At 66.5% G+C, this 13,824-nt stretch carries 10 protein-coding genes and 2 pseudogenes; 5 read left to right on the top strand and 7 right to left on the bottom strand.

Annotation, left to right across the window (positions count from 1 at the left end):
• Positions 1-88: 88 nt before the first annotated feature.
• From RJ1_RS32825 to RJ1_RS32810, 5 genes and pseudogenes are all read right to left on the bottom strand, one after another.
• A complete protein-coding gene (locus RJ1_RS32825; RefSeq protein WP_073366646.1) occupies positions 89-1,579 on the bottom strand; it encodes a PucR family transcriptional regulator in 1,491 nt (496 codons plus the stop codon).
• 74 nt (positions 1,580-1,653) lie between these two features.
• A complete protein-coding gene (locus RJ1_RS32820) occupies positions 1,654-3,144 on the bottom strand; it encodes a PucR family transcriptional regulator (protein WP_073366645.1) in 1,491 nt (496 codons plus the stop codon).
• A 179-nt stretch (positions 3,145-3,323) separates the two neighbouring features.
• On the bottom strand, positions 3,324-3,680 hold the full coding sequence (locus RJ1_RS48105; RefSeq protein WP_255284922.1) for an MFS transporter: 357 nt from the start codon (positions 3,678-3,680) through the stop codon (positions 3,324-3,326).
• A 23-nt stretch (positions 3,681-3,703) separates the two neighbouring features.
• Positions 3,704-4,436, bottom strand: a pseudogene (locus RJ1_RS48100) (MFS transporter); the annotation flags it as partial.
• A gap of 239 nt (positions 4,437-4,675) precedes the next feature.
• Positions 4,676-5,640, bottom strand: a pseudogene (locus tag RJ1_RS32810) (quinone oxidoreductase family protein).
• A gap of 399 nt (positions 5,641-6,039) precedes the next feature.
• Here RJ1_RS32810 and RJ1_RS32805 point away from each other — a divergent pair.
• A complete protein-coding gene (locus RJ1_RS32805; RefSeq protein ID WP_073366644.1) occupies positions 6,040-9,516 on the top strand; it encodes a serine/threonine-protein kinase in 3,477 nt (1,158 codons plus the stop codon).
• Between the two features lie 12 nt (positions 9,517-9,528).
• Here RJ1_RS32805 and RJ1_RS46925 read toward each other — a convergent pair whose 3' ends face one another.
• Positions 9,529-9,705, bottom strand: a complete 177-nt coding sequence (locus tag RJ1_RS46925; RefSeq protein ID WP_162850350.1) for a hypothetical protein — start codon at positions 9,703-9,705, stop codon at positions 9,529-9,531.
• Positions 9,706-9,773: 68 nt separating this feature from the next.
• Between RJ1_RS46925 and RJ1_RS32800 the strand changes: the two genes are divergently transcribed.
• From RJ1_RS32800 to RJ1_RS49405, 4 genes are all read left to right on the top strand, one after another.
• A complete protein-coding gene (locus tag RJ1_RS32800) occupies positions 9,774-11,159 on the top strand; it encodes an LLM class flavin-dependent oxidoreductase (RefSeq protein ID WP_073366643.1) in 1,386 nt (461 codons plus the stop codon).
• A gap of 46 nt (positions 11,160-11,205) precedes the next feature.
• A complete protein-coding gene (locus tag RJ1_RS32795; RefSeq protein ID WP_073366678.1) occupies positions 11,206-12,000 on the top strand; it encodes a 2-keto-4-pentenoate hydratase in 795 nt (264 codons plus the stop codon).
• Positions 12,001-12,230: 230 nt separating this feature from the next.
• Entirely contained in the window at positions 12,231-12,572 is a 342-nt protein-coding gene (locus RJ1_RS32790; RefSeq protein ID WP_073366642.1) for a WhiB family transcriptional regulator, read from the top strand.
• Positions 12,573-12,709: 137 nt separating this feature from the next.
• Entirely contained in the window at positions 12,710-13,120 is a 411-nt protein-coding gene (locus tag RJ1_RS49405; RefSeq protein ID WP_378380895.1) for a dihydrofolate reductase family protein, read from the top strand.
• 41 nt (positions 13,121-13,161) lie between these two features.
• Here RJ1_RS49405 and RJ1_RS46920 read toward each other — a convergent pair whose 3' ends face one another.
• Entirely contained in the window at positions 13,162-13,524 is a 363-nt protein-coding gene (locus RJ1_RS46920; RefSeq protein ID WP_073366641.1) for a hypothetical protein, read from the bottom strand.
• Between the last annotated feature and the right edge of the window lie 300 nt (positions 13,525-13,824).

The following is a 13,824-nucleotide window of genomic DNA, read 5'->3' as shown; positions in this document are numbered from 1 at the left end:
GCTGATGTGGAAAGAACCTCCGGTGGGGTGGGTCTCGACGGCCCGCACCCTGCCGGAGGTTCTTCCGTACGCGAGAGTGGGTTCCCGTTCAGTCGGTGAGTGCGCTCGCGTGGGCGCGTGCGCGAAGCGCAAGCCACAGCATCGCGATGTCCGATGATGCCTTCAGGTTTCGTCCTGTCACGGACTCGATCTTCCGGAGCCGAAAAGCCAGGGACTGCCGGTGGATTCCGAGCCGATCGGCAGTCGCGGTCCAGCTTCGGTTGTGTGTGAGGAAGGTTTCGAGGGTCTCGACGAGGTGCGACTCGTGGCCCTGGTCGTAGAGGAGGAGATCGCCGAGGATTGCGTCGGTGGCATGCCGGGCGTCGGTTCGGGTGCGCGGCACGAACAGTGGCGCATCGGTGGAGTATCGGGCGACGGGTACACCGGTTGATCTGGCGGTGTCCAAGGCCCAGCTCGCCTGGCGAGCGCTGTCCGAGATTTGTCCGATCGTGGTAGCCGAGGGCGACACTCCCATCGCCCGGGTCTTTCCGCTGAGCAGGTCGATGGTCTCGGAACTTCGCCCGCTGGGGAGCAGCATGTATGCGTGTTCGTCGAGTATGGCGGTCATGTTGGGAACACCGCGGTCTCCCGCTATCGTCCTGGCAGCGGGAAGGAAGTCGGTACCGAAGCTCAACACGGTCCATTCGGGTCGGCCCAGGTCGAAGTCTTCGAGGAGTGGTGTGACGGCGTCGGTTGCGTCGGAGCCGGCGAGGATTCTCTGCAGCAGGGCTGCACCGACTTCGTCGGCGTACTCCCGGTCCCTGGTGACTTTTTCGACTTCGACGCCGATCAGGCTCCGCACGTGCAGCAGTGCAAAGGCATCGACATCCGTGGCCGGGCTTCCCTCCATGACCAGCATGCACTTGCGGTGAGTGGGGAGTGCATGGGCGGTCATCACGTAGTCCGCACCTTCTCCGAGCGTGAGGTGGGCGGGGAGGCGGTCGAGTGTCCCGGCGACGCGCGACGTCAATGACCGGATGGTTGTGTCGGACAGTGGATTGTCCGTGGGAAGAACGTCGGTACCGTGCTCGACGTCGACGACGTGCAAGGTGTATTGAAGTTCTCGAGAAAGCCTGACCAGGAGACTCGTCTCCGCCAGTGAGGTTGAGCGTGCGTGTTCGTAGAGTCGGCTCAGTCGTGCGACCCTGCTGACTTGAACGCTCTGACTCGCAAGAGCCACGGTCCGTCCGATGGCCGCGAACGGGGTGGTGTGGCTGCACCGAAGGATGGGGAAGTTCAGTCTGTCGGCATCGGCCAGCATCGCGGCCGTCAGGGGTGGCGCTGTCACATCGTCTCCGATGATGACGCCCGCCAGTCCTTTTTCGTGGAGGCGTTCGACGAACGTGCACTGTGTCCGTTCGTCCGACGGCACACACAAACCGGCAGTCATCAGCAGCTCGTCCGCTCCCAGCCAGTCCCAGGGGTCGAGTTCCGAGGTGTGCGCCCACACAATCCGTCGATCGAGGCCCCCTATGCCGGCAACGGCAGCGCACCCGAGCTGGTCCATCGCGATGAGGTCACCGACGGTGAGTCTCGACATTGTCTCCTCTCCTCTCCTCTCCTCTCGTCTCGCGGGCGGGCGGGCGGTAAGGCCCTGTAATGGGGCTACGCGGGTCAGTTCTGGCCGGTACTGATCCGGCGGGTGATCAGTGCCATCCAGAAGTCGGCGATGTCGGCGGAACTCTTCATGCTTCGGCCGGTCAGACCCTCGATCTTGCGAAGTCGGTATCCGAGTGTCTGCCGGTGGATGACAAGCTTTTCTGCAGTTGCCGACCAGTTTCGGTCCATGGACAGGAATACATCGAGAGTCTCGATGAGATCACTGTGATTGGCCGCGTCGTAATCGATGACCTTCCCCAGCACTGCCCGCGTCGCGAAATGCGCTTCGGTCAATGTGCGGGGAAGAAACAGGGGCGCCGCGGTCGAATACTCGGCAAGGCCGCCGCCGGCCGCACGCGCGGCCTGGAGGGCCCACCGGGCCTGACGAACGCTGTCCGGCACCCGTTGAGTCGTCGCGTTCCGTGCCGACATGCCCATCGAATCGATGTGGTGGTCGAGGAGATCCGCCGCCAGGTCGGCGTCGGCGCTCGGGACCATCAGGTAGCCCTCCGCCCCCGCGGAACACGAGAGGTAGGGGAATCCGCGGTCTCCGATGAGCGTGCGAGCGGTCTGGAGGTGAGGGGCGTCGAATCCGATGACGCACCAGTCCGTGTCGGCCAATCCCAGTTGCCCGAGCCGAGGGGTGGCGGCATCCGCGCTGATCGATCCGGTGATCATGTGCTCGAGAAGCTCCGCCCGCACGGTATCGGTGCGTTCGCGTTCGCGGGTTACGCGCTCGACTTCGACGCCGACCAGGCTCTGGGCGTGTAGCAGCACGAAGGCATCGACTTCGAGGTCGGTGGTCCCTGCCGCGACGAGCATGCACTTGCGGTGGGTGGCGAGGGGGAATGCTGTCGCCGTGGTTCCGGCACCGGTTTCGATCGCCATTCTCGGCGGAAGACGGTCGAGCCGGCCGCCGACGCGGCTGCGAAGCTGACCGATGAGTTCCTCGTCCAGTGGGTGTGCATCACGGAGCACCTCGCTCCCGAGCTCGACATCAACGACATGGAGCTGGTGTCCGAGTTCCGCCGACAGTCGATCGAGCAGCGATGTCTCGTCCTCTGGTGCCGCTTGCGTGGCGTCATAGAGCCGGCTCAGGCGGGCAATTCGACTGACCTGGACGCTCTGGGCTGCGATGGCGACGGTGCGGCCGATCGCCGCAAAGGGTGTGGCATGACCGACCGAGAGAACGGGGAAGCTCAGGTCGTCGGCTTCGGAGAGCATGTCTGGCGTGAGCGGGGGCGCTTGCAGGTCGTCGCCGATCGCGATACCGGCCAAACCTGCCTCGCTGAGACGGCGAATGAACTGCGTCTGTCCGTCAGCCGCTGCCGGCAGACTCATCCCGGTGGTCAACAGTAGGTCGTCGGCACTGAGCCAGTTCCACGGATCGGGCAACTCGCACACGTGCGCCCACACCACGGTCCGTCCTGCACCGGCCGCGCCGGCGACCACGCTGCACGCAAGTTGCCTCATGGCTACCAAGTCGCCGATTGTCAGGTTCGACACGAATCACTCCCGGTTTTGAGCCAGACGATGCACGCCCATCGGGTCGGACGCGGGTATTAACCTCGCCACGTGAATTGTACGCACGTATGTCTCCTGGCGAACTCGACGCTCGAGCATTTCAGCCGACCAGATCGAGCAGCCGGTGCCTGTGCACCGTGCCGGCGGCACAGGGACTGGGCTCAGATTCGCGCTGTGTCGGCGAGCGCCTTGCCGCGTGTTTCGGGCGCCCAGGCGACGCTGACAGCGAGGCCCGCCAAGGTGACCGCGGCAGCGCCGAGCATGGTCGGTCCGATGCCCCAGCGGTCCAGGGCGATCGGGACCAGGTAGGTACCGACGGCACCGCCGATTCGGCTGAGTGATGAGGCCAATCCCTCCGCGCTGCCTCTGATTTCGGTCGGAAAGAGTTCGTTGGGGTATACGAGTTGTAGGACTTGAGCGCCCCCGGTGAAGATCGCATAGGTTGCGAACAGGCACAGGATGACAGCAACGGGACTGTCCGGGAACAACCCAGAAGGAGCAGAGTCAGTCCCGACCACGCGAAGCTTTGAATCAACAGGGTGCGGCGACCCAACTTGTTGATGGCCGCCATCGCGATGACGCAGCCGACCAGGAGCAGGATCGTGATGAAGGCTGACCCGATGTTCACCATTCGCCCGTCGAGACCGAGGCCTGCGAGGATGTTCGGGCCGAAGGGGTAGACCGCGAACAGCGGCACGATTGCTGCGGTCCAGAACGTGGTGACGAAGAGGATTCGGCCGAGGTATCCCGACTTCCAGAGCGCGCCGACTCCCCCGGCGCGGAGCCCGGACTCGTTCTCGACGACGGCGTGCGGGCCGAAGATCTTCGTGATGACTGCAGTGGCTTCGTCGATGCGCCCCTGACTGGCGAGCCACGGGGCGACTCCGGCGTTCCGATGCGGGCGAGCACGGTCAGGGCAGCGGGCACCGCGGCGCTGGCCAGCATCCATCGCCATCCCTGATCGCTGACTCGGGTGAGGACGTCACCGACTACGTAGGCGGCGGCGGCACCGACGAACCACATCACGGTGAGGGCACCGATGAAGGGGCCTCGGTACTTCTTCGGGTGAACTCGGTCAAAAGTGATGTGGCGATGGGATAGTCCGCCCCGATCGATACTCCGATCAGAATCCGGAGCACAAACAGCCACGAGAAGTCGTGCACCCAGAACTGTGCGACCGAGAAGACGATGACGCCGATCAGATCGAATGTGTAGAGGGCCTGGCGGCCGAAGCGGTCGGTGAGCCGTCCTCCGAGGAACGCTCCGAAGAAGATACCGATCGATGCCGACGCCGCGATGAGCGTCGTCGACGCGGAAGGCTTCTGTCCGGCTGGGAGGTGGTTGGTCCATCATGTTCTCTCCGGGCTGATGTCGAGGCCCATTTCCACTGGCCGGGCTCCGGGGGCTTGTATGCCGGGGGCGCGAAACCGCGCGATCATTCGCAACTCGTCGATCGTTGTGCGTCCAGTCGGATGGGCCGACCGCAGCAAAGAAGGCGTATCGCCTCTAGTTGTCAGGGCACGAGCACGACGGCACCGGTCGTCCTCCGGCCCTCCAGGCCCGGTGCGCGTCGGCGGCACATTCGAGCGGGTATTGCGCGCCGACACGGACGTGCAGTGAACCGTCCGCGATGGCCCCGAACACTTCCCCTGCCCGCCAGGTCAGTTCCTCCCTGGTGCGGACGTAGTGCGCGAGGGTGGGACGGGTGAGGAACAGGGACCCTGCGGGATTGAGCCGCTGCGGGTCGAACGGCGGCACCAGTCCGCTCGCGGCGCCGAAGAGGGCGAGGGTGCCACGGATCCGGACGGAGGCGAGGCTCGCCTCGAACGTGGATGCACCCACACCGTCGTAGGCCACGGCGACGCCCTCGCCGTCGGTGAGTTCGCGGACGCGGGCGGCGATGTCGTCGTCGTAGCGCAGCACCTCGGCCGCGCCGGCCTCCCGCGACAACTTCTCCTTCGGATCCGACGAGACGGTGGTGATCACCCGGGCCCCGAGCCTCGTCGCGAGTTGGGTCAGCAGCAGCCCCACTCCGCCGGCACCGGCGTGGACCAGCACGGTGTCGCCGGACTGCACCGGGTACGTGGAGTTCGCCAGGTAATGGGCGGTCAGGCCCTGCGCCAGTGCCGACGCCGCCTGCGGCGCGGGCACACCCTCCGGCACCGCGATCGCAACCGCGGCGGGCACGACCACCTTCTCGGCGTAGTTGCCGGATGCCCCGCACCAGGCGACGCGGTCGCCGGGAGCGAAGTCGCGCACGTCAGCGCCGACGGTCTCGACCACGCCGGAGCCCTCGTCGCCGGGAACGTACGGCAGCGGGTGTGCGTACACCCCGGTCCGGAAGTAGGTGTCGATGAAGTTGACGCCGATCGCTTCGGTCCGGACGAGAAGATCGGCCGGGCCGGGCTGGGGATCGGGAATCACGGCGACTTCGAGGACATTCGGATCACCAAGGCGAGAAACCTGGATTGCGCGCATGGGCTTTGTTTCTACACGAGTATCCACAAATTGAACACACCGACCACAAAGTGGATACATCGAGGGTGTGAGGCCGGCGCGCGACCCAACATGGACGGAGCCCGGCAAGGTGGCCTCCCGTAGTGGCCCGCCGTGGGCGCACCTACCGGCAGCCGCCTCGCCATCGAGGTTTTCACGGGGCACCGCGCCCGCGTCGAGTTCCACCCTGACCAGCACAGCCGGGGGATGGTGAGCCGGGGCGATTCGGTTCGCGGGATGAACCGAACGCCTATCCTGAGGTGTCTGGAGAAGAAATATGGCGGCGAAACGAACAGCACTACGCCTGGGTCTGTGCCCGCTCGCCTCATTCGGGCCGTGTGGTGTGGGCTCGCAGGCGTGCGGGTGAGATAGGTCGCCGTCATGTCCGAGGTCGACCCTTTTCGCACCCAGCGCGGGCCGGCGCCGGGATTTCCCGGTGAGCTGCACGCGGACGGGTTCGACGACGCACAGGAAATCGGTCGTGGTGGGTTCGGCATCGTCTACCGCTGCGTCCAGCCGTCACTCGATCGCACGGTGGCGGTCAAGGTGCTCACCTCGGATCTCGATCCCGATAATCTGGAGCGCTTTCTGCGGGAGCAGCGGGCGATGGGCAGGCTCTCCGGTCATCCGAATATCGTCACCATCTTGCAGGTGGGGACCACCGGCAGCGGGCACCCCTACCTGGTGATGCAGCTGCATTCTCGCGGTTCGCTCGAGTCGCTGATTCGCAGCGAGGGTCCGCTCGACTGGCAGTCGGTGCTGCATCTGGGGGTGAAGTTGTGCGGGGCGCTCGAGGTGGCACATCGGACCGGCATCGTGCACCGCGACGTCAAGCCGGCGAACGTCCTGCTCACCGATTACGGGGAACCGCAGCTGACCGACTTCGGGATCGCGCGGATCCCGGGCGGCTTCGAGACCACCGTCGGCACGGTGACCGGATCGCCGGCGTTCACCGCGCCGGAGGTGCTCCGCGGCGACACGCCCGAGCCCGCCGCGGACATCTACAGCGTCGGCGCAACGTTGTTCTGCGCGTTGACCGGCCACGCGGCGTTCGAGCGGCGCTCGGGTGAACGCCTCGTCGCCCAGTTTCTGCGGGTCAGCTCGCATCCGATCCCGGATCTGCGCGGGGGGACGATTCCCGACCAGGTGTGCGCGGCGATCGAACATGCCATGGCCACCGCCGCGCCCGACCGTCCCGCCACTGCCGCGGCATTCGGTGAGGAACTGCGAGAGGTGCAGGAGCTCACCGGTGTGCCGGTCGATCCACTGCCGTTGCCCGGCGCCGCCGCCTCCCACCCGCCGCCCACCACCAGCGGGTCCCACACCCCCGGCGTGATCTTCTACGGGACCGCGCCGGTGACGCCCACCGGGTCGCTGACACCGCCGCCGTCACCGGCGACGAAGTTCCGTCCCCCGGAATCGGCGCGGGCGTTGGTCCCGCGTGAGCGTCTGCTCGACCTGCTCCGCCAGGGCGGGCAGCGGCGTTTGATCGTGATTCACGCTCCCACCGGGTACGGCAAGAGCATCCTCGCCGCCCAGTGGCGTCAGGCACTCGCGGACGAGGGCAGCGCGGTCGCCTGGCTCACCGTCGACCGGGACGACAACAACGTGGTGTGGTTCCTGGCCCATCTGGTCGAAGCGATCGAACGGGTGCGACCGGACGTGACCGGGAACCTGCGCCAGCAGTTGGAGGAACACAGCGGCGACGCGCAGCGGTTCGTGCTGAGTGCGCTGATCGACCGGATCCACGAGAGCGGTCAGCGCATCGTGATCGTCCTCGACGACTGGCACAGGGCCACCTCGACGGACACGCTCGGTGTGCTGCGCACTCTGCTCATCGAGGGCTGTCACCACCTGCAGATCCTGGTCACCAGCCGATCCCGCACCGGCCTGCCGCTGAGCCGGATGCGGATGCACGACGAACTCGTCGAGATCGACTCCAACACTTTGCGTTTCGACACAACCGAGTCGCAGTCCTTTCTCGTCGACGTCGGCGGCCTGACTCTGACCGGCCGCGACGTCGCCGCGTTGACCGAAACCACCGATGGTTGGGTGGCGGGGCTGCAGCTCGCGTCGTTGTCCCTGCGCGGCCGCGAGGATTCGACCACCCTCATCGAGCGACTCACCGGCCGCACCCAGGCGATCGGGGAGTTCCTCGCCGAGAACGTCCTGGACCATCTCGATCCCTCGATGCTCGACTTCCTGTTGGCGACCTCGATCTGCGAGCGACTGTGCGGCTCACTGGCTGCCGCCCTGACCGGGGATCCACACGGGCAGGCGATGCTCGAGAAGACCGAAGAGCAGGATCTGTTTCTGCGCCGGACCGACGAGGACGGCCGCTGGTTCCGCTATCACCACCTGTTCGCCGAGTTCCTGCAACACCGTCTCGAGCGCGACCAGCCGGAGAAGATCACCGAACTGCACGGTGCCGCCAGTGCATGGTTCGCGGAACGCCACTTTCTCAACGAAGCCGTCGACCATGCGCTCGCTGCCGGCGATCCGGCCAGAGCGGTCACCCTGGTCGAGGACAATGGCATGGATCTGATCGAGCACGCCCGGATGTCCACGGTGCTCGGGCTGATCGACAAACTGCCGCCCCGGCTGGTGTCGACGAGTATGCGATTGCAGCTGATCCTGGCGTGGTCGAACAACGAACTCCTGCGTCCGGGACCCGCCCGTGCCGCCCTCGACCGCATCGATTCCCTGCTGACGCTCGGCCGGATACCGGAATCGGCGGTCGACGATGTGCGCGCCGAAGTCGGAGTGGTGAACGCGGAATCGCTGCTGTTCACCGATCACGTCAGCGGCATCGCCGAGCTGGTCGCGGACTGCCTGGCCCGGCCGGAGAATCTGCGGCCCTGGGTGGTGTCGGCGGCCGCCGGCATCGCCGCGTTCGCCGCGGTGTACCGCTTCGACTTCGACGCCGCCCGCAGCATCGAGCACGGCGCTGGGCCCTACCACGACCGCGCCGGCGGCCCCTACAGCGTCGTGTGGGGTCACTGCATTACCGGGATCGCCGCCAACGAGCAACTCGATCTCGCGACCACCGAAGCCCACTTCCGGGAAGGGCTACGCATTGCCGTCGACGCGGCCGGTCCGCATTCGCACGTTGCCCGTCTCGCCAGCGCCGTGCTCGGTGAGCTGCTCTACGAACGCGGCGAGCTACCCGAGGCCGACCGGCTTCTCGAGGAAAGCGCCGCGCTCGGGTCCACCGGAGGCGTCGATTTCATGCTCGGCCCCTTCGTGATCGGAGCCCGGATCAAGGCGCTCACCGGCGACCGGGAGGGCGCCGCCGCCCGCCTGGACGAGGGCACCACCATCGCCCGCACCCTCGACCTGCCGCGGTTGCGCGCGCGCATCGACAACGAACGGATCCGCCTACACCTGCACGACCCGCTCTTCCCGATCCCGCCTGCTCCCCACCTCTCCCCCACCCGATCACAGCCGCCGGACGGTATCGCCGAGATCGTCGCCGAGTTCGACGAGTCCACCGCCGTCATGCACCTGCTCGCCGACCCCACCCCTGCCAATACCTCCTCGGCGTGCACCCGGGCGCAGGAAGCGGTCGACCGGCTCGCCGGCAGCGGTCGTGACCGGTCACTACTGACGGCCCGACGCCTCCTCGTCGGGTGCCTGGCCGCCGACCACCGGCTCGAAGAGGCACAGACCCTGCTCGCCACCCTCGCCGCACAGTGCGCCGAGCACCGGATGAGCCGCTACCTCGTCGACGCCGGACCTCCGATCACCTCGATCATCGACGCCCTCGTCGAGCGCCACCGCCAGAACCGGTGGCCCGCTCAGTGGCCCGCCGTCCCGCGCGATTTCCTCACCGCTCTGCCGACCACCACGTCTGCCTGACGCCGCGGACCGTCACGCGCCGCGCCGCCGCGTGCATTGCCGTTGCCGTTGCCGTTGCCGAAGGGCGATATGCCGTGCCGGCGGGCCGCTGTCGATACGCCCCTCACCGACCGTCGTGCAGCGCCCGTTCTTGGTCTCACCCAGCGGGGTGCCGAGCAAGCCGTTACCAAATGCGGTATTGACGCCCACACATTCCACCTCTTACAGTGTTGTTCAACACATGAACTAAGTGTTCAAAAAGTGAACGGAGTTAGACAATGGCGTCTCAGCGCATGCGACTTTTCGCTTTCGACTACCAGGGCCCGGCGCACCTGTCGGCCGGCCTCTGGCGGCACCCGAAGGACCAGGGCGCGAACTACAAGAACCTCGCCTACTGGACCGAGTACGCCAAACTGCTCGAAGAGGCCCGATTCGACGGCATCTTCTTCGCCGACAACGTCGGCTACCACGACATCTACGAGGGCAACGCCGACGCGGCCCTCGCCGATGCCGCACAGATCCCCGCGCAGGATCCGTTCATGGCCGTCTCCGCGATGGCCGCGGTCACGAAGAACCTCGGGTTCGGGTTGACCGGGTCCACCTCGTACGAGCACCCGTACGCGCTGGCCCGCAAGTTCAGTACCCTCGACCACCTCACCGACGGCCGCGTCGGCTGGAACCTGGTGACCTCCTACTCCGACAGCGCCGCCCGCAATCTCGGTACCGGACAGCAGGTTCCGCACGACGAGCGGTACGACATGGCCGCCGAGTACCTCGAGGTCTGCTACAAGCTGTGGGAAGGATCCTGGCAGGACGACGCGGTCGTCCGCGACGCCGAGCGCGGCATGTACATCGACCCGAGCCGGGTGCACAACATCGAGCACAAGGGCAAGTACTTCTCCGTTCCCGGCTTCGCGCTGTGCGAGCCGTCCCCGCAGCGCACCCCGGTGATCTTCCAGGCCGGCGGCTCCTCCAAGGGCCGCGCCCTCGCCGCCGCCAGCGCCGAGGCGGTGTTCGTCAACGCCGTGTCCATCCCGGCGCTGAAGAAGCAGGTCGACAGCCTGCGCACCCTCGCCGCCGAGGCCGGCCGCGACCCGGCCAACGTGCACGTGCTGCAGATGCTCAACGTCGTCTGCGCACCGACCGACGAACAGGCCCACGCCAAGTACGAGAGCTACCGCAAGCTGGTCAGCTACGCCGGGGCGATGGCCCGCTACAGCGGCTGGACCGGATTGGACATGTCCCAGTTCGACCCCGATGTGCCGCTCAAGCACGTCAAGACCAACGCCGGGCAGACCATGGTCGATCTGTTCTCGAAGATGGATCCGGACAAGGAGTGGACCCCGCGCGACATCGCCGAATTCGTCGGTATCGGCGGCACCGGCCCCACCATCGTCGGCTCCCCCACCACCGTGGCCGACGAGCTGACCCGGTGGATGGACGAAACCGGTATCGCCGGCTACAACTTCGGGCACGCGGTCAAGTACCAGGACATGGCGGACTTCATCGAACTGGTCGTCCCCGAGCTGCAGCGCCGCGGCACCGTGTGGAGCGAATACGAAGGCTCGACCCTGCGCGAAAAGCTGTACGGCAAGGGTGCCGTCCGGCTTCGCGACGACCACCCCGGTCTCCGCCTCGGCAACCGCACCGTCGACGCCGTCTGACATCGGTCACCCCGACGTGACCTCATCGACCCGAAAAAGGACACCCATGCAGACCACCGAACTCCACGACGTCGCGACCACCCTGCGGACCGCACGTGTGAACGGTGCACCGATCACCGCACCGACCAAGACCTGGCCCGCCCTCGACGCGGACTCCGCCTTCGCCGTCCAGCGCATCAACGTCGAGCACGCGATCGCAGGCGGTGACCGCCTGGTCGGGTACAAGCTCGGCAACATCGCGAAGGTCATGCAGGAAGCCTTCGGCCTCGGCCAGCCCGATTACGGATTCTTGCTGGCCAGCATCTTCGCCTACGAAGGTGCCACCCTCGAACGGGAAAACTACATCGAGCCGTTCGTCGAACTCGAACCCGCATTCGTGCTGAAGAGCAGTCTGCGCGGACCCAACGTCACGGTCGCCGATGTCATCAACGCCATCGACTACGCGGTGCCCGCCATCGAGATCATCGACTCCCGTGTCCAGAACTGGGCCATCGACCTTCCGGACACGCTGGCCGACAACGGATCCACCGGAGCGGTCATCCTCGGCGGCACCCCCCGCCGCATCACCGACCTGACCCTCCGCGACATGCGCGGCTCCCTGCATTTCAACGGGCGCGAGGTCATCACCGGCAACACCCGCAACATCCTCGGCAATCCCCTCGCCGCGGTCGCCTGGCTGGTCAACCGCCTCGCTGCCTACGACGTCGAGTTCCAGGCCGGCCAGGTCATCCTCCCCGGCAGTTGCCTGCAGGCAGTGCCCATGAACCAGGCCGGCCGCTGGGTCGGTGAGTACGAAGGCTTCGGCGCCATCGAGTTCGACGTTTCCACCGCCACCAACTGACACCCCTGCCTCGACGGGGAGCGGCCCGCGCCTGCCCGCGTCGAGTCGGTTCACGAGAAATCTTCGCGGGGAGAGCATTCCCCGCGGCAACACGTTCGTTCAGGAATCAGGAGCGCCTTCTTGACTGAACGAACTGCGCGGGTGCCTGACTTGCTGTGTCGGCGTCAGGCACCCGCTCTCCACGTGCGTACGACGAACCGCCGTACCGGCCACGCCTGACGAGAAACCGAATGACCTTCACCGAGAATCACTCCGACCGTAGCCCAGGCTGGGACTGGCTACATGAGGGATCGTGCCGCGGCACCGACACCGACATCTTCTTCACACCCGACGATCGCGAACAGCGAACCATCCGCGCTCGGCGCGAACGTCGCGCCAAACAGATCTGCGGGGACTGCCCCGTTCTCCCGCAATGCCGCAAGCACGCCCTGACCGCCGCAGAACGCTACGGCATCTGGGGCGGCATGTCCGAGACCGAACGCGCCCGCCTCGGCCGGCGGCGCACCCAGCGGTTTGATTCCGCTAGCGGCGATCAAGGCAACCTGCCGCCCTTGGCTACGGGATCTCTGTAGGAGCGGGCCGTGTCAGGCCGTGCCGTGAGGTCGCCGACGACATCGATGCCACTCGGGTGGCGCTGGGCGACGTCCCGGGCTGGGCTCGGAAGCTGCGCTGGCGATGATTCTGTGGCCGTGGCCTTGTCGATATTGGCATGAGGACACTCGCAATCACCCAGAACATCACGCTCGACGGCTCCATCGAGATGCTCGGCGACTGGTTCGACCCCGCGGACCAGGATCCGCAGCTGCTGGCGGCGACCCGACTGCAGTCCGAGTGCGCGGACGCGATCTTGCTGGGCCGGCAGACGTTCGAGGACTTCCGCGGCTATTGGCCCCCGCAGACCGACGACCAGATCGCCGCAGGCCACCTGAGCGCACGCCACGTGGCCATCGAGGACTTCACCCTGGCCGGTGACGAGGAGCCGTTCGACCTCGTCTTCGCGATCCGCGTCGGCGCACTCGACGGCCGGCACCCACAAGCCGGCAGAGCAGCCATCGCACACATCGCGGCAGCAACCACCCACGCGCTCGACTCTTCATCGACGGGGGCACTCCTTACGTGAACTGCCCATCCGCGGGCCCATCTAGCCAACCGCGCTGTGAATCAACGAGGCGACTGGGCCGGTGGGTTTATCTGGCCGGGGCCCTGCGCCTGCTTTCCGTAGAACCCGTAATTGGTTTGGTACGTGGTTCCGAGCAGCTTGTTTTGTGCGTCATACACTTTGCAGGATTCTTCCCGGTCGTTGCCAATTCTCTTCGTGGCGTAAACGCCGAGCACCGCCCCACTGGCATATGCCCCCGGATGCGCGACGCACGTGTCCTGGAAGGTGGCTGCCTGGGCGGCGGGCGCGGTCACTGCCATCGTGCTGACTGCCGCGGCGGCGGCGATCAGGGCGCTCGCGGCGATCTGACGCCAACGTGACGAGGTGGTGTCGGCGGGGGTGCGGACGGTGATATTGCGAATCATGCTGCTCCAGAGGTTGCCGCGGCCATGTGGTCGCTGCAATCAGCTTGCGGCACAACCGGTACCTGCGACAGGCACCCGAGGGTCATCGTCGCCCACCCTACGAAAGCCCGGCATGTCATCGCTGCGCATGGGGCCTCTGCCGAGCCCGAAGTCCCACGACAACCCCACCCGAAGGAAACCTGTGGGTGAAAACTGCTGGCGTCGAGCCCTTCCCGTCGGGTCGGACACGTCGAACACCCCGTCCGCGGAACCGTGGGTGTGGGCTCCGGTCCGGGGTGTTCGGGTGGATTCTCGCTAGCC

Origin of the sequence: Rhodococcus jostii NBRC 16295 (assembly GCF_001894825.1) — a bacterium.
Taxonomy (GTDB): Bacteria; Actinomycetota; Actinomycetes; order Mycobacteriales; family Mycobacteriaceae; genus Rhodococcus_F; species Rhodococcus_F jostii.
Note: the sequence above shows the minus strand (reverse complement) of the source record. Positions and strands in the feature narration are given on the sequence as shown.

What these genes read in the sequence shown, in the direction of transcription:
- RJ1_RS32800 (WP_073366643.1), top strand. Translation starts at nt 9,774, where the DNA reads ATGGCGTCTCAGCGCATGCGACTTTTCGCTTTCGACTACCAGGGCCCG.
- RJ1_RS32795 (WP_073366678.1), top strand. Translation starts at nt 11,206, where the DNA reads ATGCAGACCACCGAACTCCACGACGTCGCGACCACCCTGCGGACCGCA.
- RJ1_RS32805 (WP_073366644.1), top strand. Translation starts at nt 6,040, where the DNA reads ATGTCCGAGGTCGACCCTTTTCGCACCCAGCGCGGGCCGGCGCCGGGA.
- RJ1_RS46920 (WP_073366641.1), bottom strand. Translation starts at nt 13,524, where the DNA reads ATGATTCGCAATATCACCGTCCGCACCCCCGCCGACACCACCTCGTCA.
- RJ1_RS49405 (WP_378380895.1), top strand. Translation starts at nt 12,710, where the DNA reads ATGAGGACACTCGCAATCACCCAGAACATCACGCTCGACGGCTCCATC.
- RJ1_RS32790 (WP_073366642.1), top strand. Translation starts at nt 12,231, where the DNA reads ATGACCTTCACCGAGAATCACTCCGACCGTAGCCCAGGCTGGGACTGG.
- RJ1_RS32825 (WP_073366646.1), bottom strand. Translation starts at nt 1,579, where the DNA reads ATGTCGAGACTCACCGTCGGTGACCTCATCGCGATGGACCAGCTCGGG.